The organism is Pantoea sp. 18069, from assembly GCF_902706035.1.
Lineage (GTDB): Bacteria > Pseudomonadota > Gammaproteobacteria > Burkholderiales > Burkholderiaceae_C > Comamonas.
On sequence record NZ_CACSJA010000036.1, the window covers coordinates 16,252 to 39,767 of the forward strand.

The following is a 23,516-nucleotide window of genomic DNA, read 5'->3' on the forward strand; positions in this document are numbered from 1 at the left end:
TGCGTTGTTCGCTGGAACCGCGCCGTGCTGCGGTGCCCGCTGTTGCGCACGCTGCACGCCAAAAGGCGCGCAGCCAGGGGCGCGCGCCTTTGTTGCCGGCCGCGGCTCCGGAGTGCACAGCGACAGGCATGGGTGCTCGATCCGTGGATCTTAGCCTTGCAGCAGTTGCAGCACTTGCTGGGGCAACTGGTTGGCCTGAGCGACCATGGCCGTGCCGGCCTGCTGCAGGATCTGCGTGCGCGACAGGTTGGCGGTTTCCTTGGCGAAATCCGCGTCGACGATGCGTCCGCGCGCGGCCGACAGGTTTTCGACCTGGATGTCGATATTGCTGACGGCGGTCTCGAAGCGGCTTTGCATCGCACCCAGCGTGGCGCGCGCGCCATTGATCTGGTCGATCGCGCTGTCGATCTTCTTCAGGGCCACCCACGCGCCTGGCTGGGTGGTTACATCAATCTCATCAATTCCCCGGATGTTGGTCTGGGCGTTGGCGGCGGTGATATTCGCGGTGGGGGAAATGCCCGTCAAGGTCGCGCTGAAACCGGTGCCGAAGTCGACTTCGACAGGTGCACCGCTAGCGTCGAGCTTTTCGGACATGATCCGGACTTCATAGCTGCTGGTGCCTTCCACCTTGGCCATGTAGACCGTCACGCCTGTATCCGCCGATTTGTTGTTGATTGCGTTGACCACCTGGCCTAGGCGCTCAAGGCTGCTGTTGGCGGGTTCAATGGCCTCCAGATCAATGGTGAGGCTGTTAGGGCTGGTGCCGATAGTAATCTTCAGATCGCCTTTGGCAATGGGGTCTGCGAAATCGTTGATCGCGGGGGGGGTGGCGTCGTCCGTGTTCAGTGCGTTGATGCCCGCCAGCGATGACGCGCCGTAGCTGATATTGGACACCTGGCTCGAGCGCGTGTCTGCCAGTGCGCCCAGCGTAACGTTGTCACCCGAGTTGGCCCCGACCTGGAACACTGCGCCGGCAAACGAGCCGTCGATGATTTTCTGGCCGTTGAAATTGGTCTGCTTGGCAACGCGGTCGATTTCCGCGGCCAGTTGGGTCACTTCGGCCTGGAGGGCGACGCGGTCCGAGGCACTGTTGGTCGCATTGCTGGCCTGCACCGCCAGTTCACGCATGCGTTGCAGCATGTCGCCGACCTTGCCCAGCGCGCCTTCAGCGGTTTGCGCCAGCGAGATGCCATCGTTGGCATTGCGCGCCGCGACCGTCAGACCCTTGATCTGCGTGTTCATGCGTTCGGAGATGGCCAGGCCGGCCGCGTCGTCCTTGGCGCTGTTCACGCGCAGGCCCGAAGACAGACGCTGCATGGACGTAGCGAGCGAACTCCCCGAGAGGCTCAGGTTGCGCTGCGCATTGATAGAGGCAATGTTGGTATTGATAGTTGCGGCCATGACAGGGTCCCTTCAGAAAGGCAAGGTTGCATCGCTACAAAAGCTTTGAGGACTCGGTTGCGCGACAGGCAGCCCTAGCGATGAAAGGATTCTTCCCTTTTCTCCCTGGCTCCAGCGGGGGGATAAAAACCGGGAAAACCGCCTATCTCGCCGCTTCGCTGCGGTCGCGGGAGCCTGCCGTTCCGAAAAAATCGCAAGAAATTCCTCAAGCTTTGATTTCCCCTTCCGATAACCCAAAGGCAGGCAGCGAACGGCACAGGGCAAGGAAAGCATTCTTTCCAGCCTGCCGCCACTGAAGAATCAACGACAGGCTCGGTAAAAGGACAGACACCATGGCAATGACCATCAACACCAATGTGGCTTCGATCAACGCACAGCGCAACCTGAGCCTGTCGGGCAACTCCCTGAGCACTTCCATGCAGCGCCTGTCCTCCGGCCTGCGTGTCAACAGCGCCAAGGATGATGCAGCAGGCCTGGCGATTTCCGAGCGCATGAAAGCACAAAGCGGCGGCCTGACCGTGGCAGCGCGCAACGCCAACGATGGCATTTCGCTGGCGCAGACGGCCGAAGGCGCGCTGGGCAAGGTCGGCGACATGCTGCAACGCATGCGTGAACTGGCCGTGCAGTCGAGCAACGCCACCAACAGCACTTCGGACCGCGCTGCACTGCAGGCCGAAGTCAGTCAGCTGTCCGCCGAAATCGACCGCGTCGCCAAGACCACGAGCTTCAACGGCACCAAGATTCTTGACGGCTCTTTTGCCGGTGGCGTGTTCCAGGTCGGCGCAAACGCCGGCGACAACATCACCGTCGGCGGGATTGCCAATGCCAAGGTGGACAGCATGGGCAAGGCCAGCTACTTCGAAGCCACGCTGACTATCGTCTCGGCCGATGTGGATTTCGCATCGCCGGCAGCCGGCCTGGCGGTGGGCGGCGTCAACCTGGACACGCTCGCAGCTGCAGGCAGCGCCAGCGAGCGTGCAGGCCAACTGGTTGCGGCGATCAATGCGAAGACCGCAGATACCGGCGTGACGGCCTTCCTCAGCGAAACGGCCAGTGGTTTCAGCGTTCAGCTGCGTTCGAATGACGATGCCGTACAGGCACTCACGGGCTTCACTGGAACTGCAGGCACTCCCTCTTCCCTGGGCTTGAGCGCCGATGTGACCACGACTGAGGACGGTTCCGACACCCAAGGCCTGGACAATCTTGACATCTCGACCCAGGCCGGTGCCTGGGTGGCTCTGGAAAAAATCGACAGCGCGATCGACAACGTCAACTCTGCGCGCGCCGACCTGGGTGCGCTGCAGACCCGCTTCGAGAAGTCGGTCGAGAACATCGATATCCAGAACGAAAACATCAAGGCCGCGAGCGGCCGCATTACCGACGCCGACTTCGCGGTGGAAACCGCCAATCTGTCGCGTTCGCAGATTCTGCAGCAGGCCGGAACGGCGATGGTCGCTCAGGCCAACCAGCTGCCGCAAAGCGTGCTGTCGTTGCTGAAGTAAGCCAACAGAGCGCCCACCGCCAAGGTGGGCAGTTCCTTGTAAAGCCTTGCAGGCCTGGTGCTGCAAGGCTTTTTGCATGTTGCGCGGTCTTTTTTCAATGGCAATGCAAAAAAGTCCTCAAGCCCGGCGCGAATCGTCCGAAAAATCATTCAGTGGCAAGGATTCATCTCGCCAAAAAGTACAGCGCCAGCCCTGGCATGCAAGGGCCCCCGTGCTGAACGTTGAACGCAACCGCATCCAGGAGCAGACACCATGGCAATGACCATCAACACCAACGTCGCATCGATCAATGCCCAGCGCAACCTGGGCCTGTCGGGCAGTTCGCTGAGCACGTCCATGCAGCGACTGTCGTCGGGCCTGCGCGTGAACAGCGCCAAGGACGATGCGGCCGGCCTGGCGATCTCCGAGCGCATGAAGGCGCAAAGCGGCGGCCTCACCGTGGCGGCACGCAATGCCAACGACGGCATTTCGCTGGCGCAGACCGCTGAAGGCGCTTTGGGCAAGGTCGGCGATATGCTGCAGCGCGTGCGCGAACTGGCCGTGCAGTCGAGCAATGCCACCAACAGCAAGAGCGACCGCGAAGCGCTGCAGGCCGAAGTCACTCAGTTGGTGTCCGAAATCGACCGCGTGGCCAAGACCACAAGCTTCAACGGCACAAAGATACTCGACGGCTCTTTTGCGGGAGGCGTGTTCCAGGTCGGCGCGAATGCAGGCGACAACATCACCGTGGGCGGGATTGCCAATGCCAAGGCCGATCAGTTGGCATCGGTCAAGTACTACCAGAGCGCCGGCGATGTCACGGACATCGCCGCTGCAGTAGGCGCTCTACCCGGCCCTGCGGCTGATGGTTACGACACCGCTTTTGTCAAGGGCGATCTGAAAGTCAACGGTGTTGATCTGGACGCCATCGCAGCTGCCTCCAGCGGCCAGGAGCGGGCCGGCCAGGTGGTGGCCGCCATCAATGCGAAGACCGCCGATACCGGTGTCACCGCCTTCCTGGACGGCGACGCAATCAAGCTGCGCAGCGACAACGAAGACGACGCCATCACCTTGACGGGCTTTGAAGCCGCAGCCACAGGTCTGGATGACACCGCGAATTCGGTGGCGAACACGGCTTTCGAGGCCGCTGGCGCTGCGGGCACGCTGGCCGCCAAGGGCATCAACAGCATTTCCGTGTCCACCCAGGCCGATGCCTGGCTGGCGCTCAAAAAGGTGGACAGTGCGATCGACACCGTCAATTCGGCACGTGCCGACCTGGGTGCGCTGCAGACCCGTTTCGAGAAGTCGGTCGAGAACATCGACATCCAGAATGAAAACATCAAGGCCGCGAGCGGCCGCATCACCGACGCCGACTTTGCGGTGGAAACCGCCAACCTGTCGCGCGCGCAGATTCTGCAGCAGGCCGGCACGGCCATGGTGGCCCAGGCCAATCAGCTGCCGCAAGGCGTGCTGTCGCTGCTGAGGTAAGCCCTGCGGCACAGCGCCGCATGCTCTACCCGGAAGCCTTGCTGCGCTGCGTGCGTGCAAGGCTTTTTTTGTGCCCGTGCCACCCGTCCTTCGACAGGCCCAGGGCCCAGGGCAGGCGGCGTGCCACTCCCCGTTCGCCCTGAACCTGTCGAAGGGCTGTACATGGGCTGCAAGCAGTCATTTTCGGGGCAGATCCCCCTAAATAAGGCTCAAGCGCCAAGCCAAACAACCGATATAGAACTCAGTGGTCGCAATCAGCGCCGCAACGAAAACAGGCATATCGCCGGCGCGGCCTAGCGCTGAACGCAATCGCATCTTAGGAGTAGATAAGCATGGCAATGACCATCAATACCAACGTGGCGTCGATCAACGCCCAGCGCAATCTGAGCCTGTCGGGCAGCTCGCTGAGCACGTCCATGCAGCGCCTGTCGTCGGGCCTGCGCGTGAACAGCGCCAAGGACGATGCGGCAGGCCTGGCGATTTCCGAGCGCATGAAGGCGCAAAGCGGCGGCCTCACCGTGGCGGCACGCAATGCCAACGACGGCATTTCGCTGGCGCAGACCGCTGAAGGCGCGCTTGGCAAGGTCGGCGATATGCTGCAGCGTGTGCGTGAACTGGCTGTGCAGTCGAGCAATGCCACCAACAGCCAGAGCGACCGGGACGCCCTGCAGGCCGAAGTCAAGCAACTGGTCTCGGAAATCGACCGCGTGGCCAAGACCACGAGCTTCAACGGCCAGAAGATTCTCGATGGCTCGTTCGCGGGCGGCATGTTCCAGGTCGGCGCGAATGCCGGTGACAACATCACCGTGGCCGGCATCACCAATGCCGCGGCCAGCAGCCTGTCGAGCGTGGACTACGGTTCGCTGGATGTCAGCTTCGCCGGCTTGACGGATTTCGACAAGCCCATGTTGAACCAGGAGGGTCTGGATACCGCCAAGACAGCGGCTGACGCAGCACTCGCTGCCCATATAGCTGGTGGCGGTACCGCTATCGATCCGACTGGCGTTCTCCTTGACGCAGATATTACTGCTGCAGCCGCCGCGCAAGCCGCCGGCCCTCTGACCATCACGGTTGGCGGCGGTGACGCGATCGAACTGAGCAGCATGCCCGCAGCATCATCCGCCGAAGAGCGCATGGGCCAGCTGGCCGCGGCAATCAATGCCAAGACCGCTGACACCGGCGTCACGGCCTTTCTCGACGCCAAGGCCGGCACGATGACGCTGCGCTCCGAGAAGCTGACTGCCGCCGGCATTCCCGAAACCGTGACGTTTACCGGCAATGTGCAGGCCAAGACCGGCATGGTCACGGCCAATATCGCGGCCGCTGAATGGGAGGGTGTGGATGCCGCGGACCAAAAGGGTATCGACAGCATGAGCGTCGCCACCCAGGCCGGCGCCTGGGATGCGCTCAAGCGCGTCGACAGTGCGATTGACCAGGTCAACTCCGCACGTGCCGATCTGGGTGCGTTGCAGACGCGTTTCGAGAAGTCGGTCGAGAACATCGACATCCAGAACGAAAACATCAAGGCCGCGAGCGGCCGCATCACCGACGCCGATTTCGCGGTGGAAACCGCCAATCTGTCGCGTTCGCAGATCCTGCAGCAGGCGGGCACGGCCATGGTCGCCCAGGCCAACCAGCTGCCGCAAAGCGTTCTGTCGCTGCTGCGCTAAAGCTTTCTGTCCCCCTGTGAACCGGTTGCCAAAGCCCTGGGCTCGCGGGCGGTGACGGGGGCATCTGTTTTTTTAAGAGGTAGATCACCATGGCAATGACCATCAATACCAATGTGGCGTCTATCAACGCCCAGCGTAACCTGAGCCTGTCGGGCAGCTCGCTGAGCACGTCCATGCAGCGTCTGTCGTCGGGCTTGCGTGTCAACAGCGCCAAGGACGACGCGGCCGGCCTGGCCATTTCCGAGCGCATGAACGCCCAGACCAAGGGTCTGACGGTTGCGGCGCGCAATGCCAACGACGGCATTTCGCTGGCGCAGACCGCTGAAGGCGCACTGGGAAAGGTTGGCGACATGCTGCAACGCGTGCGTGAACTTGCCGTGCAGTCGAGCAACGCGACCAACAGCGAATCGGACCGCAAGGCCATGCAATCCGAAGTGACGCAATTGGTGTCGGAAATCGATCGTGTGGCCAAGACCACCGAGTTCAACGGCAAGAAGCTGCTGGACGGCTCGTTCTCGGGCGCGATGTTCCAGGTCGGCGCGAATGCTGGCGACAACATCACCGTCGGTTCGATCACCAAGGCTACCGCTGGGGCCATGGGCGACCTGACTTACTCGTTCGTGAAGTCTGCCGCCAAGATCGAAGACACTGATGTTGCGGTGGCTGTCACCGGGTTCAGCATCCAGGTGGGCGGTGGCACGGCCATACAGCTGGGCGATTTGGCTGCTGCATCCAGTGGTGTAGAACGTACCGGCCAAGTGGTCGCGGCAATCAATGCCAAGACGGCCGACACCGGCATCACTGCTTTCACTAATGATGATGGCACCTATTCGCTGTATTCTGCCGCCGGCGCAAACAACGCGCTGGTGACAGCGGTGACGCTGGCTGGTCAGGCAGAAACGGCCACCCCTGCCGCTGCTACCGCCTTGCATATGGGCTTTGCTGCAGCAGTGCTGGCAGCACCGGCCGCAGCCGACAGCTTGAGCACGTTGTCGGTCTCGACCCAGGCCGATGCCTGGAAGGCGTTGCAGCAGGTCGACAACGCGATGGACCAGGTCAACTCCGCCCGAGGCGATCTGGGCGCACTGCAGACCCGTTTCGAGAAGACCGTCGAGAACATCGACATCCAGAACGAAAACATTTCGGCCGCCAAGGGCCGTATCACCGACGCCGACTTCGCCGTGGAAACCGCCAACCTGTCGCGCTCGCAGATTCTGCAGCAGGCCGGCACGGCCATGGTGGCGCAGGCCAACCAGCTGCCGCAAAGCGTGCTGTCGCTGCTGCGCTAAAGCCTTCTGTTCCCCTGTGAATCGTTTGTTGCGGCGATGGGCTGGCGGGCGGTGCGGGGGCCTTTGTGTTTTTTTAGAGGTAGATCATCATGGCAATGACCATCAATACCAATGTGGCGTCTATCAACGCCCAGCGTAACCTGAGCCTGTCGGGCAGCTCGCTGAGCACGTCCATGCAGCGCCTGTCGTCGGGCTTGCGCGTGAACAGCGCCAAGGACGATGCGGCCGGCCTGGCCATTTCCGAACGCATGGCTGCCCAGACCAAGGGTCTGGCGGTCGCTGCGCGCAATGCCAACGACGGCATCTCGCTGGCGCAGACCGCTGAAGGCGCGCTGGGAAAAGTTGGCGACATGCTGCAGCGCGTGCGTGAACTGGCCGTGCAGTCAAGCAATGCGACCAACAGCATCAGCGACCGCAAGGCCATGCAGTCCGAAGTGGACCAACTGGTGTCGGAAATCGACCGCGTGGCCAAGACCACCGAGTTCAACGGCAAGAAGCTGCTGGACGGCTCGTTCTCGGGGGCGATGTTCCAGGTGGGCGCGAACGCCGGCAACAACATCACCGTCGGCTCCCTGACCAAGGCCACGGCCGAAGGCCTGGGCAAGGCCAACTTCTCGGCAGAGTTAGGCGCTGTCGCTGCCGTCACCGATGCCGAATTGGGGGCAGTTACCAACGCCATTACTGTGACCGGGAACAATGGCGCCGTTCAGATCTCCTTGGCCGCAGCTGACAGTCAAGCTGAGCGCCAAGGCCAGGCGGTTGCGGCGATCAATGCCAAGACGGCTGATACCGGAGTGACGGCCTTTCTGGAAAAAGATGCGGCTGGTACGCAAACACTGAAGTTCAAGGGCGAGACAGGTTTCACTATCGCTGTTGTCGCGGGTGCAGGTATTGCTGCCGTGACTGCAACGACTGCAACGGACCAGACCGGTGGCGTTTCCGCCCTGAAGGTGGATACGCAGTCCGGTGCGTGGGAAACCCTGCAAAAAGTCGACAAGGCCATCGATCAGGTCAACTCCGCACGTGGCGACCTGGGCGCACTGCAGACCCGTTTCGAGAAGACTGTCGAGAACATCGACATCCAGAACGAAAACATCTCGGCCGCCAAGGGGCGCATCACCGATGCCGACTTCGCCGTGGAAACCGCCAACCTGTCGCGTGCGCAGATTCTGCAGCAGGCCGGCACGGCCATGGTGGCCCAGGCCAACCAGTTGCCGCAAAGCGTGCTGTCGCTGCTGCGCTGATGCCAGCAGGCGCCGCAAGGCGCCTGGCTGCACACCAAGCCCTGGACGGTTTGCCCTCCGGGGCTTTTTTGCATTGGAAAATGCCTAAAGTCCTGAGCGCAATCGCCGATATCCATGCAATGGTCCGGCTCCAAGCTATCTACAAGGCGGGCTGGACGGCTCTTTTCATGCTTTCAATCCGTGCGTTCTTTGCAAGAATGGCTGCAATGAAATTTTTGTGAAAGCCTGATGACGGGTTTTTGCGCAGGAGTGCTGTGATGGCTATTACTTCCGTCGGTATTGGCAGTGGTCTGGATGTGGACAAGATCGTCACGCAGTTGGTGGCACTGGAAAAGGCGCCGCTGAAGACGCTGGAGACCAAGGCCGAGACGATCACCTCCAGGATCTCGACCTATGCCGAGATCAAGTCGCTGACCGACACCTTGAACTCCGCAGCGGCCAAGCTCTCGCGGGACAGCGCCTGGAACGGCGTGAATATTTCCTCGAGCAGCAGTGCGGTCACGGGCGCCATGACGGGCATTGCCCAGCCGGGCTCATACAGCGTGGAAGTGGTGCAGCTCGCGCAGTCGCAGACGGCGGTGATCGGCAATGCGGGCGCGGCCAATGGCTTTGCCAAGGATGACAAGCTCGGCGCAGGCACGTTCACGCTGACCGTTGGGGAAAAATCCTTTGACATTGAATTGACGGGGTCGGATACCTTGACCACGCTGGCCACGGCCATCAACAACAAGGACAGCGGCATCCAGGCGACGGTGATCACCAACGCCGATGGCACGCAGCGCCTGATGATGCGCTCCAAGAATACCGGGACCGATGCGGCGTTCAGCATCGCGACGACGGCCACCGACCCGAACAGCACCCTGGGACGCATCGGTGACTCGGGTCAAAGCTATTACAGTGTTTCGCAAACTGCGCAGAACGCCAAGATCAAGCTCAACAACGTCGAGGTCGAATCGACCAGCAATACGTTTTCCGATGCGCTGCCGGGCATGTCCCTGACGGTGTCGACGGTATCGACCTCGCCGACGCTGGTCACGGTGGCTGCGGACACCCAGGCCATGAAGGAAGGCATTCAGACGTTTGTCGATGCGTACAACGCATTGAATGACAAGCTGAGTGCGTTGACCAGGTACAACGCGGAAACCGGTGTCTCCGGCCTGCTCCAGGGTGACAGCACCACCGTGAGCATACAAAACGCGTTGCGCATGCTGACCATGAATATCGTCAATGGTGGCGGTGCGTTCTCGCGCCTGTCGGACATCGGCATCCAGATGGAGCAGGGCGGCAATCTGGCCGTCAACGATACAAAAATGACCAGCGCCTTGACCGATATCGCTTCGCTCAAGGGCCTGTTTGCAACCAAGGCCGACAGCCTGGGCGCGAACGGCGGCATCGGCGTGAATTTCAAGTCGTTCACGGATGGCCTGCTGGCCTATGAAGGAACGCTCAACACCAAGACCGATTCGCTGGAAAGCTCGCTCAAGCGCAACGGCACCGATCAAGACAAGGTGCTGGCCCGCGCTTCGACGCTCGAAAGCCGGCTGCTTGCCCAGTACACCGCGCTGGATGTGAAGATGGCGTCCCTGAACGCGCTGGACACCTATGTGACGCAGCAGATCGCGTCCTGGAACAAGTCCACGAATTGACGTGGCGGGGGTGCGTACGCCCGTGGTGTGCGTGTCTCGTATAGGGTTTGGGTGTTGTACAGATGGGCGCACGCAAATTTTTTTAAGATTTCGCTTGATTTTGGAGGACTTCTGCCGAAAACAAAGGCAAGTAGTTCACAAGGATGCCAGTCATGTATACCCCCGTAAGTTCCCGTGCTGCCAATGCATATCGGCAAATTGGCGTGCAATCCGGCATTGATGGTGCAACGCCCCATCAGTTGGTGCAAATGCTGTTTGATGGTCTGCTGCAGTCGCTGAACGCGGCGCGCGGCGCGCTGCAGCGGGGCGAGATAGAGAACAAGGGAGTGCACATCGGCAAGGCGGTGCGCATTCTGGAAGAGGGGCTCAAGGGCGCGCTCAATCCGGTTCAAGGCGGCGAGCTCGCGGTGAACCTGGGCACGCTCTATGACTATTGCATTACTCGGCTGACCATGGCCAATTTGCGCAATGACCTGGCTCTGGTTGAAGAGGTGGTGGGTTTGGTGGAACCCGTTGCCCAAGGCTGGAAGGAAATGGGACAGGCGCAAGTGGAAGCAGGCAGCGGAGGTTACTAACGATGGGGACGCAATTGATCGATTACTACAAGGCCATAGAAGACAGCAGTCTCAAGATGCTCGAGGCCGCACGGGGGAAAGACTGGGAAGGCGTTGCGCGCTACGAAGGTGCCTGTGCGGTGTTGATCGAGCAGTTGCGCTTTCAGTCGCAGGGGCAGGAGTTGCTGCCCGAACAGCGCCGCGAAAAGGCGCGGATCATGCAGCGCATCCTGCGCAACGACGCCCAGATCCGCACGCTGGCCGAGCCCTGGCTCGCGCAGGTCGAGCATATGTTCGACGGCCAGCCCCAGGTTCTGCACTGAACCGGTGGTGCCGCGCGGCGCGGCCCCTGCAGACAAGAAAACCCGTGCATCGTGAGATGGCGGGTTTTTTTGCGTGTGCTCAGCATGGGCGCACATGCCCGTCGAAGGGCATCTCCATCCGAGGTCGGTGCGCCCGTTCATTCTTCGACAGGAGGCCCTGCGCCAGGATGTCCTGCGCCAGGCGCTCAAGAAACAGCTTTTCTCTCCAAATAAATCAATGACTTGGCAGCGGTCCGGTTTATGCGAACAGCGATCGCAAAGTCATGATTTTTTCCAAAACGAATAGCTAATGGCCGTTCGCCCTGAGCTTGTCGAAGGGTGTCTCCACCCTAGGCCAGTGCGCCAGTTCATCCTTCGACAGGCTCAGGACGAACGGGATTTTTAGGCCATGCCTTACCCTGTTTCTTGTTAACGCATTGCGAGACTTCGTCTCGCTTGCCTTGCTCAGGGCGAACGGGGAAAACCCGTTCGGGCTGAGCCCTGGACCCGTCGAAGGATCGATGCCTGGTATTCAGCAGACGCAAAAAAACCGCCAGCGCAAGCCGGCGGTGCATGGAGGGCGTGAGACGGCGCGCCGGCCGTCAAACCTGCATGTTCATCACGTCGGTATAGGCCTGCACCAGCCGGTTGCGCACGTGCAGCGATGCCTGGAAGCCGATCTGCGCCTTCTGGATCGCGACCATGGTTTCTTCGAGGCTCACTGCGGGGTTCTCGAGCTGCACTTCACGTTGCAGTCGGCCCGAGTGTTCCTGCGCGGCGCTCACCGACTGCAGCGCACCCTTGAGTGCCTGGGTAAAGCCCCCGTCGAGCTCCCGGGTGGAGGTGGGCGTTGCGGCAACGCGGCGTGGCAGGTCGGTGCCGGAAAGAGGGGGGATCGAAGTATTGATGCGCAGGTCCATGACAAATCCCAGGGGAGTTTGTGAGATGGCCTGAATCGTAGGCTTTCGCGCGCAGCTCATCTCGGCAAATAGATACCCAAAGGCGCGCCTTATCGGCGGAACGTGCCGGCCCGAAGTCCGAATAATCGGCCACACGTCAGGCTCCCTGTTGGGCCTCACCAAATTGGAACCAAGATGTCTGCAGTCGCTGAAATCCCCGTCGTAAATCCTCCCGCCAGTCCTTCGTGGACGCAGCGGTTGTCCTCCATGGAGCGAGGTCAGCGCCTGCGCCTGGGCGCCGTCGCCGCCCTGGTGGTGATCGGCTTGGTCGCGGCGGTGATGTTCAATCGTCAGCCCGACTACAGGGTGCTGTTCTCCAACCTGAGCGACAAGGATGGCGGCGCCATCGTCGCCCAGCTGACCACGCTCAACGTGCCTTACCGGTACAGCGAAGGTGGCGGCGCGATCCTGATTCCTGCCGACCGCGTGCACGATGTGCGCCTCAAGCTCGCGACCCAGGGCCTGCCCAAGGGCTCGGTGACCGGCTTCGAACTGATGGAAACCAGCCGCTTCGGCATCACCCAGTTCCAGGAGCGGCTGAACTTCCAGCGCGGCCTCGAAGGCGAGCTGACGCGCTCCATCCAGGCGCTGGCCTCGGTCCAGAACGCCCGCGTGCACCTCGCGCTGCCCAACCAGAACGGGTTCTTCCGCGAGCAGCAAAAGCCATCGGCTTCGGTGCTGGTGACGCTGCACCCGGGCCGTTTTCTCGATCGCGCCCAGATCGCGGGCATCGTGCATCTCGTGGCTTCGAGCGTGCCTGAACTCCAGCCTTCGGCGGTGAGCATTCTCGACGACACCGGCAAGCTGCTGTCGCAGTCGCCCGACGGCAATGGCAACCAGGTCGATGTGCAGAAGCTGATGTACACCCAGCAGATCGAGCAGCAGTACACCCGCCGCATCCTGGACATCCTCGAGCCCGTGGTGGGCAAGGACAATGTGCGCGCCCAGGTCACCGCCGACATGGACTTCAGCCAGACCGAGTCCACGTCCGAGCAGCACCGCCCCAACCAGTCGCCTGAAAGCAGCGCGGTGCGCAGCCAGCAGGTGGTCGAAAGCGCGGGAACCCAGGAGCCCGCGCAGCCCACGGGCGTGCCCGGCGCGACCAGCAACCAGCCCCCCGTGGCAGCGGCCGCTCCCGTCAATGGCGCCAACCCCGCACCTGGCGCAGCCAATGGCCAGGGCGTTGCGACCGGCGGCAAGCGTGAATCGCTGACGAATTACGAAGTCGACAAGACGGTGCGCGTGACCCGCGGCAGCAGCGGCGCGATCAAGCGCCTCACCGCCGCCGTGGTCGTCAACTACCAGCCCGTGGTGTCCGAACCCGGCCAGGCGCCGGTGCAGCAGGCCCTTTCGGCCGAGCAGCAGGCCAATATGCTGGCGCTGGTGCGCGAAACCATAGGTTTCAGCCAGGAGCGCGGCGACTCGGTCAACCTGATGAATGCGCCGTTTCGCGACGACAGCGTGGCGGCCGTCGAACTGCCGCTGTGGAAGCAGCCCGAGACCATCGAGCTGGCCCGCACGCTGGCCTGGCCGCTGGGCCTGGCACTGTTCGGCGCGATTCTGGTTCTGGGCTTGGTGCGGCCGCTGCTCAAGGGCCGGGCGAACGACGCCAAGGGCTCGCAGCTCGACGCGCTCGAAGCCGACAACCCCGATCGTCCCCCGCTGCTGGGCGGCCCGGTGGAAGTCCTGTCGCCGACGGAAAGCCAACTGCGCCTGGAGCAGGCGCGTCAGCTGACCAAGCAGAACCCGATCGCCGTGGCGAATATTGTGAAAACCTGGGTGAACGGCGAAAGCTGATCGAACCCGCACATGGACGGACAAGTTTCCTATGGATGAACGAGGCCTCAACGACGCCGCCATCTTGCTGATGTCTCTTGGCGAGGAAGAGGCGGCCGAGGTGTTCAAGCACCTGTCGCCCAAAGAAGTACAGAAGCTCGGCGAGACCATTGCGCGCATGCGCGGCGTCTCGCGCGAGAAGGTCGACTTCGTGATCAACCGCTTCACCGACGATGCCGCGGCGCAGAGCCTGCTGGTCAACGACGCCAGCGACTACGTGCGCTCGGTGCTGCGCCGCGCGCTCGGCGAAGACAAGGCATCGCTGCTGATCGACCGCATCCTGCAGGGCGGTGACGTCTCGGGGATCGAAAGTCTCAAGTGGATGGACCCGCTGTCGGTCGCCGAGCTGCTGCGCGGCGAACACCCGCAGATCGTCGCGGCGATCCTGGTGCACCTGGAGTACGAGCAATCGGCCGCGGTGCTGATGCAGTTGCCCGAGCGCTTTCGCAGCGAAGTGGTGCTGCGCGTGGCCACGCTCGAAGGCATTCAGCCGACGGCGCTCAAGGATCTCAACGAAGTGCTGTTCAAGGTGCTCGCAGGCGGCGACAAGATCCGCAAGACGTCGCTGGGCGGCGTCAAGACCGCGGCCGAGATGATCAACCAGCTCGGCGGCAACGCCGATGTGGCGGTGCTCGACACCATCCGCAACTACGACGTCGACCTGGCGCAGAAGATCATGGACAAGATGTTCGTGTTCGACGACCTGGTCAAGCTCGACGACCGTTCGCTGCAGCTGGTGCTGCGCGAAGTGGCGTCCGAAACGCTGATCGTCGCGCTCAAGGGCGGGACCATGGAAGTGCGCGACAAGATCCTCGCGAACATGTCGATGCGCGCTGCCGAAGCCCTGCGCGAAGACCTCGAGTCGCGCGGCCCCATGCGCCTGTCCGAAGTCGAGGCGCAGCAAAAGGAAATTCTCAAGGTGGTGCGCCGCCTTGCCGAAGAAGGCCAGATCACCATAGGCGGCGCGGCCGAAGACAGCTATGTCTAACGGACTGCATTCGCGCTTCATTCCCAGCGAGGAAATCGACGCCGGTGCCGTGGTGCAGTGGCGCTTCGGCGCGGTCGGTGACGCCGGCCTGGTGGCCAAGCTGCCGCACGACAGCGGCGCCGGCCAGCGCCTGGACATGGACGTGGTGGAGCCCCCCGCGCCCGCGCCTGCGCCCGTGCCGCAGCAAGACGCCGCCGACATCGAGGCCCTGGTGCGGGAAGCGCGCGAACAGGCCCATGCCGACGGCCGCGCCCAGGGCCTGGCCCAGGGCCGCGCCGAAGCCACGAACGAATGGCAGCAGCGCATGGACAGCTACACGGCAGGCGCCGGCCGCGAAACCGCGCAGCGCCTGCAGGCGCTGGTGGAAAAGTGCGAAGACAGCCTGCAGGCGCTTGAACAGAACATGGCCTCCGAAGTGCTGCAACTGGCCTGCGACATCGCCCGCCAGGTGGTGCGCCAGGAGCTGGCCTGCAAGCCCGAGGCCTTGCTGCCCGTGGTGCGCGAAGCCCTGGACATGCTGGTCACCGAAGGCCGCGCCGTCACGGTGCGGCTCAACCCGGTCGACTGGGAAGTGCTGGACGCGCCGCTGCGCGCCGAGCATGGCGCAGCCGGCAAGGTGCAATGGCTGGCCGATGCATCGGTGCCCGCGGGCGACGTGCGCGTCGATTCGGGCGGCGCGGTGATCGAGGCCGGCCTCGACAGCCGCTGGCGCCGTGCCGTGGCCGCGCTGGGCCTGGTGTCTTCCTGGTACGAGGGCGGCCATGCCGAATGAGACCGCACTGGCCCCCTGGAAGGATTTCGTGGCGGGCGCGCGTGCGCGCTACGCCCAGCCCGTGGCGCTCGAGAGCCGCGGCACGCTGAGCCGTCTCACGGGACTGGTGCTCGAAGCTTCGGGCCTGCGCGTGCCCGTGGGCGCGCAATGCCATGTGCAGATGCCCCACCAGGCGCCGGTGCTGGCCGAAGTCGTGGGTTTCTCGGGCGAAAAAGCGTTTCTGATGCCTGCGGGCGACATCCAGGGCTTGTCTAGCGGCGCGGTGGTCACACCGGCGCCGGCGTTTGTGCCCATGCCGCGCTTTGGCGAGCCGGTGGCCGAAGTGTCGCTGGCCACGGGCATGCTGCGCCTGCCCATGGGCGACGGCCTGCTGGGCCGCGTGGTCGATTCGCAAGGCGTGCCCCTGGACCATGCCGGGCCGGTGACCGACGTCACGGCCGAGCCCATGGACCGCCGCCAGATCAATGCCATGGACCGCGACCCGGTGCGCGAGCCGCTCGACACCGGCGTGCGCGCGCTCAACGCGCTGCTGAGCGTGGGCCGCGGCCAGCGGCTGGGCCTGTTCGCGGGCTCGGGCGTGGGCAAGAGCGTGCTGCTGGGCATGATGGCGCGCTACACCAAGGCCGATGTGATCGTCGTCGGCCTGATCGGCGAGCGCGGCCGCGAAGTCAAGGAATTCGTCGAAGACATTCTCGGCGCCGAGGACCGCGGCCGGGCCGTGGTCGTCGCCGCGCCGGCCGATGCGCCGCCGCTGCTGCGCATGCAGGGCGCGGCCTATGCGACGGCGATCGCCGAGCATTTCCGCGACAAGGGCCAGCATGTGCTGCTGCTGATGGATTCGCTCACGCGCTATGCCATGGCCCAGCGCGAGATCGCGCTGGCCATCGGCGAGCCGCCGGCCACCAAGGGCTATCCGCCATCGTGCTTCGCCAAGCTGCCCCAGCTCGTCGAGCGCAGCGGCAACGGCCTCAATGGCGTGGGCTCGATCACCGCCTTCTACACCGTGCTGTCCGAGGGCGACGACCAGCAGGACCCGATCGCCGACGCGGCGCGCGCCATTCTCGACGGCCACATCGTGCTGTCGCGGGCGCTGGCCGAAACCGGCCATTTCCCCGCGATCGACATCGAGCAGTCGGCGTCGCGCGTGATGCACAACGTGGTGGCGCGCGAGCATTTCGAGCTCGCGCGGCGCTTCCGTGCGGTGTATTCGCGCTACCAGAAGAGCCGCGACCTGATCCAGGTCGGCGCCTATGTCGCGGGGTCCGACCCGCAGATCGACGAAGCCGTGAAGCTGCAGCCCGCAATGGCCGGCTTCCTGCAACAGAACATGTTTGAAGCCGCAACCATGGACGAGAGCATCTCGGGCATGGCTGCACTGCTCGGTCAATAACGCGAAGGGCTGGAATGTCGTCTTTGAATGCACTGATGGTGGCGATCGAGGCAGCCATGCGCAAGCGCGATGAAGCGCGCCAGGCGCTGCAGGCGCGCGTGCAGGCCTGCCAGGCCGCGCAGGCGCAGATGGACCAGCTGCAGGAATACGCGGCGCAGATGCAGCAGCGCTGGGGGGCGCACGAGAACCAGGCGGTCCAGCCCGAAGTGATGTACCACCAGTACCAGTTCATGGAACGCCTGTCGCACGCCAGCGGCCTGCAGACCAAGGTCATCAACGACCAGGCCATACGCCTCGAGGCGGCGCAGAAAGCGCTGATGGCCTGCGAGCTGCGCCTGACCAGCCTGCAAAAAGTCGTGGCCGCACGCCAGCGCGACATTTCCCTGGCGCAGATGCGCCGCGAACAGAAGCAGACCGATGAGCGCGCCGCGCTGCAGTTCATCGGCCGCACCTTTGGAATGCAGTTCCAGGAGGCATGAGCATGGAAAACACGGCGATCCGTTCCCCGCACAACCCCGCGCCCACGAACCCCGTGGCGCGCAATGCCGGCGCACGCCAGGCCGTGGCAAGCGATGCTGATGGCGCCAGGGGGGGCTTCTCGCTGCTGCTGGCCGACATGGCCGATACGGCGGCGCCGGTGTTGACGAGCGTCGCCGGTGCGCTCGAAGATCCGCTGGCCCGTGCCGTCCGTACCGATTTGCCGCCCGCCGAATGGCTTGGCGAAGCCGGCGGTTTCTCGCTGTCCAGCCTGGTCGGGCAGACGGCGCGCATGGACGGCGCGGCCGATGCCGCGCTGCGTGATGGCCGGGCAATCGGCGGTGGTGCTGGCGAGGGCGCGGCGAGCCCGGCGGCCCTGCCCATGGGCGGCGGCCGCGGCGCGCCGCCAGCGCATCTGCCCGCAGCCGGTCCGTCAACAGGCAATGCCTGGGGCGGCACGCATGCGGCCGCCAGTGAGTCCCTGATCGACGCATCCGCCGACGCCACCGACACCGCGGCGATTGCCGCGCAGCCCAGTACGCTGTCGCTGACCCCGTCAGAGCGCGGCGCGCAGCCCCAGGGGCTGGCCGCGCTGCTGGCGCGCATGGACACCGAAGCCACGCCCTGGGCCGGCGCGGCAGCGCCGGGCCTGGCGGTGGCGAACAGCGCGGCTCCGGCCGCGGGCGCCGGTCTGGCTGGCGCATCGGCGCCCGCCGCAGGCGGTGGCACGGGTGTGGGCGCCGTGGCCGACGCCGGTACGGTCGATGCAGCAGCGACCGACGGTGCGGCGGCCGATGCCGCGGCGGCCGACGCCGTGCCGGGGTCGCCCGATGACGCCTGGGCCGACCAGCTGTCGCAGCAGGTCGCGTTCTGGGTGCAGCAGAAAACCCAGCGCGCGGAAATGACCATCGACCGCCAGGGCCGTCCGGTCCAGGTGCAGGTGACGATCACCGGCAGCGAGGCCCATGTCACGTTCCGCAGCAACGAGCAGCAGACGCGCGACATGCTCGACGCCGGCACCGCGCAGCTGCGCGAAATGCTCGAGCAGCAAGGCCTGAGCCTGGCCAGCGTCACGGTGCAGACCGCCGACACCGGCGGCCAGGGCGCGTCCTCGCGCCAGGACCCGTCGGGCCGGCCAGCGGCCGCGCCGGGCGATGAAGGCCAGCGCCAGACGGCCGTCGTATCCGCCGATCTGCGTGCCCGCCCCGATGCCTTGCGCGCCGTCGATCTGTTTGTCTAGCTGCCGTCTGGCGTTGAGCCGGTTGTCCTGAGCGAGGCAAGCGAGACGAAGTCTCGCCAGGCGTTATCAAGAAACAGGGTGAGGCATGACCTAAAAATCCCGTTCGTCCTGAGCCTGTCGAAGGATGAACTGGCGCACTGGCCTAGGGTGGAGACACCCTTCGACGGGGCCGCCTAGGCGGGCTCAGGGCGAACGGCCATTAGCTATTCGTCTTGGAAAAAATCATGACTTTGCGACCGCTGTTTGCATAAATCGGACCACTTCTAAGTCATTGATTTATTTGACAAAAAAGCTGTTTCTTGAGCGCCCTGAACCTGGCTAAGGCCCCAGGAATGAACCTCTCATGCGCCGATGCGCCTATCCAAGCCGCGGGAAAGCCGGGGTTTCGGTCGTCTATTCTGCCCATGCGCAGGTGTCGAAGACGGAATAATGGGGGCCATCAGTAAGCCGTACCTGCGTCCATGTCGGGCGGCTTTTCTACAGCAAGGAAATCCAACGTGTCCGCCAAACCCCCCGCCGCCGCAGCAGCCCCCGCCAAGGAACCCGCCAAAAGCAAGCTGGTCCTGATTGGCGCCATTGTCGTGGTGCTGGTCGTTCTGGCTGCGGCCGCCTTCCTGTTCCTCAATTCCGGCAACCATGAGGATGATGAGTACGCCAGCGCGCCCGCTGCCATGGTGCCCACGTTCCTGCCCCTGGACAACATGGTGGTCAACCTGTCCGATCCCGGCGGTGACCGCTTTGTGCAGATCGGCATCACGCTCGAGCTGCAGGACGACAAGACCGCCAGCCTGATCAAGCAATACCTGCCGAGCATACGCAGCGGTGTGCTGATGCTGGTGTCGCAGCGCTCTTCGGAGGAGCTGCTGGAGCGCGAAGGCAAGGAGAAACTCGCCGCCGATATCCGTGAGGAAGTCAGCCGTCCGCTGGGCCTGGGTGGCTCGACGGGTGCGCGTGCGCAGGCGGCCGACGAATCGGCCGATGAAGACGAGCGTCCGCGCCGCCGCCAGAACGCCGTGCGCCGCGTGCTGTTCTCCAGTTTCATCATCCAGTGAACCACCAGGGGATTTGCCATGAGTGATTCATTTCTCTCCCAGGAAGAGGTCGATGCCCTGTTGGAGGGCGTGACCGGAGAGAGCCAGAAGTCGACGATCGAAGAGGTCGAGGCGGGCACGGTCCGCAACTACGACATCTCGAGCCAGGAACGCATTGTGCGTGGCCGCATGCCGACGATGGAAATCGTCAACGAACGGTTTGCGCGCAATTTCCGCATCGGCCTGTTCAACTTCATTCGCCGCAGCCCCGAAGTCTCGGTGGGCACGGTGGCGGTGCAACGCTACAGCGCTTTCCTGCGCGACCTGGCGGTGCCCACCAATTTCAATATCGTCGCGATCCGCCCGCTGCGCGGCAACGGCCTCGTGGTCTGCGACCCGTCGCTGGTGTTCGGCGTGATCGATACGCTCTACGGCGGCACCGGCCGGCTGCAGACCCGTATCGAAGGCCGCGATTTCTCGCACACCGAGCAGCGCGTGATCAACCGCCTGGTCGACGTGATCTGCGAGGAATACCGCAAGGCCTGGCATGGCATCTATCCGCTGGAGCTGGGTTACCAGCGCTCGGAAATGCAGCCCCAGTTCGCGAACATCGCCACGCCCAGCGAGATCGTCGTGTCCACGGCCTTCCAGCTGGAAATTGGCGACATCTCGGGCGCCATCCACATCTGCATGCCCTATGCAACGCTGGAGCCTATCCGCGACGTGCTTTATTCCTCGACGCAGGGCGACTCGATCGAGGTCGATCGCCGCTGGGTCAAGGTGCTGACGCGCGAGATCCAGGCCGCCGAGGTGACGCTGGTCGCTGAACTGGCGCGCGCCGATGCGACCGTGGAGCAGTTGCTGGCCATGAAGGCCGGCGACTTCATCGAACTCGACCGCGAACCGCGCATCCGTGCCTCGATTGGAGGGGTTCCGGTCTTCGAGTGCCAGTACGGCACGCACAATGACAAATACGCAATTCGCATCGAGCAGTGCCTGCGCGGCTCGGATGCGAATTGGATGGGAGAGAAACATGGCAAATGACAACACCAGCGATGCATCCAGCGACGACGCCTTCTCCGGCTGGGCCGAGGCCCTGCAGGAGCAGAGCGCGCACGACAAGACCGTCGACGTCGAGCAGGGCGGGCCGCTGAGCGGCGAGCCCACGCGCCCCGGCTTTGCGGGCGGCGAAGTGCCGGTCAACGACATCAACATGGTGCTCGACATCCCGGTGCAGCTGTCCGTGGAGCTGGGCCGTACCAAGGTGCCGATCAAGTACATCCTGCAACTGGCCCAGGGCTCGGTGGTCGAGCTCGATGCGCTGGCCGGCGAGCCCATGGACGTGCTGGTCAACGGCTACCTGATCGCCCAGGGCGAAGTGGTGGTGGTGAACGACAAGTTCGGTATCCGCCTGACCGATGTGGTGACGCCTTCCGAGCGCCTGCGCCGAGTCAGCCGTGGATAGCGGCAACCTGTCCCAGACGCTGCTCGCGGTGCTGGCCTTCGTGGCCGTCGTCGCGGCGCTGCCCTGGCTGGTGCGGCGCATGCAGCAGCGCCAGGCGATGGCCCGCGGCGGCGATGTGAGCACGCGCGTGCTGTCGGCCGTGGCCGTCGGCGCCCACCAGCGCGTGGTGACCGTCGAAGTCGGCGAAGGCGCGCACAAGACCCGGCTGGTGCTGGGCGTGACCGCGCAGCAGATCAACTGCCTGCATGTGCTGGACGCCCACGCGGCGGCGGCCGTGCCCACGGCCGCCGCGGCCGCCGATGTCGCCACCTTTTCCCAGGCCATGGCCACCGCCAAGACGGGCGCCGCAGACAAGATTCCCCATGTCGAATAAGCCATTGAACGCTGCAGCCGCCACGGCGCTGCTGGCCGCGGCCCTGCTGCCGGCCGCGGCATTTGCCCAGGGCGCTCCCGGCGCGGGCGGCACGCTGCCGCTGCTCGTCGGCTCGGGCGGCGGCACCAGCTTTTCCGTGCCCATCCAGACGCTGCTGTTCTTCACCGCGCTGTCGTTCCTGCCCGCGATCCTGCTGATGATGACGGGCTTCACGCGCATCGTCATCGTGCTGTCGCTGCTGCGCCAGGCACTGGGCACGCAGTCGGCGCCGCCCAACCAGGTGATCGTCGGCCTGTCGCTGTTCCTCACGATGTTCGTGATGGGCCCGACGCTGGACCGCGTCTACAAGGAAGCCTATCTGCCCTATACCGCGAACACCATGGGTTTCGAGGAAGCCGTGGGCAAGGCCGAGGCACCGATGCGCGAGTTCATGCTCAAGCAGACGCGCCAGTCCGACTTCGCGCTGTTCGCGCGGCTCGCCAAGCTCGATGCGGACGTGACGGCCGAAACCGCGCCGCTGCGCGTGCTGGTGCCGGCGTTCGTGACCAGCGAGCTCAAGACCGCGTTCCAGATCGGCTTCATGATCTTCATTCCGTTCCTGGTCATCGACATGGTGGTGTCGAGCATACTGATGTCCCTGGGCATGATGATGCTGTCGCCCGTGCTGGTGGCGCTGCCGTTCAAGATGATGCTGTTCGTGCTCGCCGACGGCTGGAACCTGCTGATCGGCTCGCTCGCCGCGAGCTTTGCCACTTAGGACGTCCCATGACTTCGCAGATGGTATTGACCTTCGGCCGCGACGCATTGATGCTGCTGCTGATGATTTCCCTGCCGGTGCTGGGCACGGTGATGGCCGTGGGCCTGCTGGTGAGCATTTTCCAGGCCGTGACCCAGGTGCATGAAGCCACGCTGGCCTTCGTGCCCAAGCTGCTGGCGGCCGTGGCCGTGTTCGCGATCGCCGGGCCCTGGATGCTGAGCACGCTGGTGGACTTCATCCGGCGTACCATCGAATCCATTCCCTCGGCGCTGGGCTAGGGCGCGGCGCGCCCTGCTGCTGCTTTTTTTCCTGCATCGCCCGCCGTGATCACTTTCAGCGAAGCCCAGCTCGTCGCCTGGATGTCGCCCATTCTGTGGCCGTTCGTGCGCGTGCTGGCGATGTTCACCGCGGCGCCGGTGTTCTCCCAGCGATCCATTCCCATGCGCGCCAAGGTCGGGCTGGCGTTCCTGGTCGCGGTCTGCGCCCAGGCCACGCTGGTCGGCCAGCCCGTGGTCAGCGTCAATTCCTCCGACGCGCTGGGCACGCTGGTGCAGCAGATCGTCGTTGGCCTGGCTATCGGCTTTGCCGTGCGCCTGGTGTTCGCCGCGCTCGAAGTCGCGGGCGAGTTGATCGGCCTGCAGATGGGCCTGAACTTCGCCTCGTTCTTCGATCCGGCCAGCAATGCCCAGATCAGTGCGATCTCGCGCTTTTTCGTGCAGATCGGCACCTTGATGTTCGTCGTCATCAATGGCCACCTGCTGCTGCTGATGGCCGTGGTCAAGAGCTTCGAATCCTTTCCCGTCGACGGCAACTTCATGGAGTCGCTCGCGCAGATGCGCATCTATGAAATGGGCAGTGCGGTGTTTGCCAGCGCGTTCTGGATCGCCCTGCCCATGATCGCCATGCTGCTGTTCGTCAACCTGGCGCTGGGCATCATCTCGCGCGTCGCGCCGCAGATGAACATCTACGCCGTGGGTTTCCCGGTCACGCTGACCGCGGGCCTGATCGGCATTGTCGCCACGCTGCCCATGCTCGAGCAGCCGCTGATGGCGCTGCTGCAGCGCGCAATGGATATCTTCGGGGTCCAGATCTAGAGAGCCACCCCCTGCCGTTTGCCCTGAGTCCTGAGCCCGCCGAAGGATCGAAGGGCGTT

General features: G+C 64.0%; 24 protein-coding genes. 22 read left to right on the plus strand and 2 right to left on the minus strand.

What is annotated here, in order from left to right:
* Positions 1-150: 150 nt before the first annotated feature.
* The gene (locus tag GVL12_RS21280) at positions 151-1,401 is read right to left on the minus strand and encodes a flagellin (protein ID WP_159917563.1); all 1,251 of its coding nucleotides are present in this window, start codon (positions 1,399-1,401) and stop codon (positions 151-153) included.
* A 332-nt stretch (positions 1,402-1,733) separates the two neighbouring features.
* Between GVL12_RS21280 and GVL12_RS26955 the strand changes: the two genes are divergently transcribed.
* From GVL12_RS26955 to GVL12_RS21325, 9 genes are all read left to right on the plus strand, one after another.
* Entirely contained in the window at positions 1,734-2,903 is a 1,170-nt protein-coding gene (locus tag GVL12_RS26955; RefSeq protein WP_159917564.1) for a flagellin, read from the plus strand.
* A 76-nt stretch (positions 2,904-2,979) separates the two neighbouring features.
* Complete coding sequence (locus GVL12_RS21290; protein WP_159917565.1) at positions 2,980-3,165, plus strand: hypothetical protein; 186 nt, start codon at positions 2,980-2,982, stop codon at positions 3,163-3,165.
* Positions 3,156-4,370, plus strand: a complete 1,215-nt coding sequence (locus tag GVL12_RS26960) for a flagellin (RefSeq protein WP_159917566.1) — start codon at positions 3,156-3,158, stop codon at positions 4,368-4,370. Before GVL12_RS21290 ends, GVL12_RS26960 begins: the two co-directional genes overlap by 10 nt.
* Positions 4,371-4,702: 332 nt before the next feature.
* Positions 4,703-6,040 (plus strand): flagellin, encoded by a 1,338-nt coding sequence (locus GVL12_RS26965; protein WP_159917567.1) that lies wholly within the window; start codon positions 4,703-4,705, stop codon positions 6,038-6,040.
* A gap of 89 nt (positions 6,041-6,129) precedes the next feature.
* Positions 6,130-7,329 carry a flagellin gene (locus GVL12_RS21305; RefSeq protein WP_159917568.1) on the plus strand — a complete coding sequence of 400 codons (1,200 nt, stop codon included), beginning with the start codon at positions 6,130-6,132 and terminating at the stop codon, positions 7,327-7,329.
* 89 nt (positions 7,330-7,418) lie between these two features.
* Positions 7,419-8,573: a flagellin gene (locus GVL12_RS26970; protein WP_159917569.1), complete on the plus strand. Its 1,155-nt coding sequence runs from the start codon at positions 7,419-7,421 to the stop codon at positions 8,571-8,573.
* A 257-nt stretch (positions 8,574-8,830) separates the two neighbouring features.
* A complete protein-coding gene (gene fliD, locus GVL12_RS21315) occupies positions 8,831-10,219 on the plus strand; it encodes a flagellar filament capping protein FliD (RefSeq protein ID WP_159917570.1) in 1,389 nt (462 codons plus the stop codon).
* A gap of 152 nt (positions 10,220-10,371) precedes the next feature.
* On the plus strand, positions 10,372-10,794 hold the full coding sequence (gene fliS / locus GVL12_RS21320; RefSeq protein ID WP_159917571.1) for a flagellar export chaperone FliS: 423 nt from the start codon (positions 10,372-10,374) through the stop codon (positions 10,792-10,794).
* A 2-nt stretch (positions 10,795-10,796) separates the two neighbouring features.
* On the plus strand, positions 10,797-11,096 hold the full coding sequence (locus GVL12_RS21325) for a flagellar protein FliT (protein ID WP_159917572.1): 300 nt from the start codon (positions 10,797-10,799) through the stop codon (positions 11,094-11,096).
* Between the two features lie 581 nt (positions 11,097-11,677).
* On the opposite strand, the gene fliE is transcribed toward GVL12_RS21325, so the two are convergent.
* Complete coding sequence (fliE, locus tag GVL12_RS21330; protein ID WP_159917573.1) at positions 11,678-11,995, minus strand: flagellar hook-basal body complex protein FliE; 318 nt, start codon at positions 11,993-11,995, stop codon at positions 11,678-11,680.
* A 174-nt stretch (positions 11,996-12,169) separates the two neighbouring features.
* On the opposite strand from fliE, the gene fliF reads away from it, so the two are divergent.
* The 13 genes from fliF to fliR all read left to right on the plus strand — a co-directional run bounded on the left by fliF (position 12,170) and on the right by fliR (position 23,457).
* The gene (gene fliF / locus GVL12_RS21335; RefSeq protein WP_159917574.1) at positions 12,170-13,831 is read left to right on the plus strand and encodes a flagellar basal-body MS-ring/collar protein FliF; all 1,662 of its coding nucleotides are present in this window, start codon (positions 12,170-12,172) and stop codon (positions 13,829-13,831) included.
* Positions 13,832-13,862: 31 nt separating this feature from the next.
* Positions 13,863-14,858, plus strand: coding sequence for a flagellar motor switch protein FliG (gene fliG / locus GVL12_RS21340; protein ID WP_159917575.1), 996 nt, complete (start codon positions 13,863-13,865; stop codon positions 14,856-14,858).
* Positions 14,851-15,630 carry a FliH/SctL family protein gene (locus GVL12_RS21345; RefSeq protein WP_159917576.1) on the plus strand — a complete coding sequence of 260 codons (780 nt, stop codon included), beginning with the start codon at positions 14,851-14,853 and terminating at the stop codon, positions 15,628-15,630. The genes fliG and GVL12_RS21345 overlap by 8 nt, the downstream gene beginning before the upstream one ends.
* Positions 15,620-17,020: a flagellar protein export ATPase FliI gene (gene fliI, locus GVL12_RS21350; protein ID WP_159917577.1), complete on the plus strand. Its 1,401-nt coding sequence runs from the start codon at positions 15,620-15,622 to the stop codon at positions 17,018-17,020. Before GVL12_RS21345 ends, fliI begins: the two co-directional genes overlap by 11 nt.
* Positions 17,021-17,034: 14 nt before the next feature.
* Positions 17,035-17,499, plus strand: coding sequence for a flagellar export protein FliJ (locus GVL12_RS21355; RefSeq protein ID WP_159917578.1), 465 nt, complete (start codon positions 17,035-17,037; stop codon positions 17,497-17,499).
* A complete protein-coding gene (locus GVL12_RS21360; protein ID WP_159917579.1) occupies positions 17,496-18,737 on the plus strand; it encodes a flagellar hook-length control protein FliK in 1,242 nt (413 codons plus the stop codon). The genes GVL12_RS21355 and GVL12_RS21360 overlap by 4 nt, the downstream gene beginning before the upstream one ends.
* Positions 18,738-19,234: 497 nt before the next feature.
* Positions 19,235-19,789 (plus strand): flagellar basal body-associated protein FliL, encoded by a 555-nt coding sequence (gene fliL / locus GVL12_RS21365; protein ID WP_159917580.1) that lies wholly within the window; start codon positions 19,235-19,237, stop codon positions 19,787-19,789.
* A gap of 18 nt (positions 19,790-19,807) precedes the next feature.
* A complete protein-coding gene (gene fliM, locus GVL12_RS21370; RefSeq protein WP_159917581.1) occupies positions 19,808-20,812 on the plus strand; it encodes a flagellar motor switch protein FliM in 1,005 nt (334 codons plus the stop codon).
* Positions 20,802-21,233: a flagellar motor switch protein FliN gene (gene fliN, locus GVL12_RS21375; protein ID WP_159917582.1), complete on the plus strand. Its 432-nt coding sequence runs from the start codon at positions 20,802-20,804 to the stop codon at positions 21,231-21,233. Before fliM ends, fliN begins: the two co-directional genes overlap by 11 nt.
* Positions 21,226-21,606: a flagellar biosynthetic protein FliO gene (locus GVL12_RS21380; protein ID WP_200843976.1), complete on the plus strand. Its 381-nt coding sequence runs from the start codon at positions 21,226-21,228 to the stop codon at positions 21,604-21,606. Before fliN ends, GVL12_RS21380 begins: the two co-directional genes overlap by 8 nt.
* Positions 21,596-22,363: a flagellar type III secretion system pore protein FliP gene (fliP, locus tag GVL12_RS21385; RefSeq protein ID WP_159917583.1), complete on the plus strand. Its 768-nt coding sequence runs from the start codon at positions 21,596-21,598 to the stop codon at positions 22,361-22,363. The genes GVL12_RS21380 and fliP overlap by 11 nt, the downstream gene beginning before the upstream one ends.
* An 8-nt stretch (positions 22,364-22,371) precedes the next feature.
* Positions 22,372-22,641, plus strand: coding sequence for a flagellar biosynthesis protein FliQ (gene fliQ / locus GVL12_RS21390; protein WP_159917584.1), 270 nt, complete (start codon positions 22,372-22,374; stop codon positions 22,639-22,641).
* A gap of 45 nt (positions 22,642-22,686) precedes the next feature.
* Positions 22,687-23,457: a flagellar biosynthetic protein FliR gene (gene fliR / locus GVL12_RS21395; protein ID WP_159917585.1), complete on the plus strand. Its 771-nt coding sequence runs from the start codon at positions 22,687-22,689 to the stop codon at positions 23,455-23,457.
* The last annotated feature ends 59 nt before the right edge of the window (positions 23,458-23,516 follow it).

Excerpts from the sequence above, each read along its gene's own strand:
- GVL12_RS21280 (WP_159917563.1), bottom strand. The coding sequence starts at position 1,401 with ATGGCCGCAACTATCAATACCAACATTGCCTCTATCAATGCGCAGCGC.
- GVL12_RS26955 (WP_159917564.1), top strand. The coding sequence starts at position 1,734 with ATGGCAATGACCATCAACACCAATGTGGCTTCGATCAACGCACAGCGC.
- GVL12_RS21290 (WP_159917565.1), top strand. The coding sequence starts at position 2,980 with ATGTTGCGCGGTCTTTTTTCAATGGCAATGCAAAAAAGTCCTCAAGCC.
- GVL12_RS26960 (WP_159917566.1), top strand. The coding sequence starts at position 3,156 with ATGGCAATGACCATCAACACCAACGTCGCATCGATCAATGCCCAGCGC.
- GVL12_RS26965 (WP_159917567.1), top strand. The coding sequence starts at position 4,703 with ATGGCAATGACCATCAATACCAACGTGGCGTCGATCAACGCCCAGCGC.
- GVL12_RS21305 (WP_159917568.1), top strand. The coding sequence starts at position 6,130 with ATGGCAATGACCATCAATACCAATGTGGCGTCTATCAACGCCCAGCGT.
- GVL12_RS26970 (WP_159917569.1), top strand. The coding sequence starts at position 7,419 with ATGGCAATGACCATCAATACCAATGTGGCGTCTATCAACGCCCAGCGT.
- fliD (WP_159917570.1), top strand. The coding sequence starts at position 8,831 with ATGGCTATTACTTCCGTCGGTATTGGCAGTGGTCTGGATGTGGACAAG.
- fliS (WP_159917571.1), top strand. The coding sequence starts at position 10,372 with ATGTATACCCCCGTAAGTTCCCGTGCTGCCAATGCATATCGGCAAATT.
- GVL12_RS21325 (WP_159917572.1), top strand. The coding sequence starts at position 10,797 with ATGGGGACGCAATTGATCGATTACTACAAGGCCATAGAAGACAGCAGT.
- fliE (WP_159917573.1), bottom strand. The coding sequence starts at position 11,995 with ATGGACCTGCGCATCAATACTTCGATCCCCCCTCTTTCCGGCACCGAC.
- fliF (WP_159917574.1), top strand. The coding sequence starts at position 12,170 with ATGTCTGCAGTCGCTGAAATCCCCGTCGTAAATCCTCCCGCCAGTCCT.
- fliG (WP_159917575.1), top strand. The coding sequence starts at position 13,863 with ATGGATGAACGAGGCCTCAACGACGCCGCCATCTTGCTGATGTCTCTT.
- GVL12_RS21345 (WP_159917576.1), top strand. The coding sequence starts at position 14,851 with ATGTCTAACGGACTGCATTCGCGCTTCATTCCCAGCGAGGAAATCGAC.
- fliI (WP_159917577.1), top strand. The coding sequence starts at position 15,620 with ATGCCGAATGAGACCGCACTGGCCCCCTGGAAGGATTTCGTGGCGGGC.
- GVL12_RS21355 (WP_159917578.1), top strand. The coding sequence starts at position 17,035 with ATGTCGTCTTTGAATGCACTGATGGTGGCGATCGAGGCAGCCATGCGC.
- GVL12_RS21360 (WP_159917579.1), top strand. The coding sequence starts at position 17,496 with ATGAGCATGGAAAACACGGCGATCCGTTCCCCGCACAACCCCGCGCCC.
- fliM (WP_159917581.1), top strand. The coding sequence starts at position 19,808 with ATGAGTGATTCATTTCTCTCCCAGGAAGAGGTCGATGCCCTGTTGGAG.
- fliN (WP_159917582.1), top strand. The coding sequence starts at position 20,802 with ATGGCAAATGACAACACCAGCGATGCATCCAGCGACGACGCCTTCTCC.
- fliP (WP_159917583.1), top strand. The coding sequence starts at position 21,596 with ATGTCGAATAAGCCATTGAACGCTGCAGCCGCCACGGCGCTGCTGGCC.
- fliQ (WP_159917584.1), top strand. The coding sequence starts at position 22,372 with ATGACTTCGCAGATGGTATTGACCTTCGGCCGCGACGCATTGATGCTG.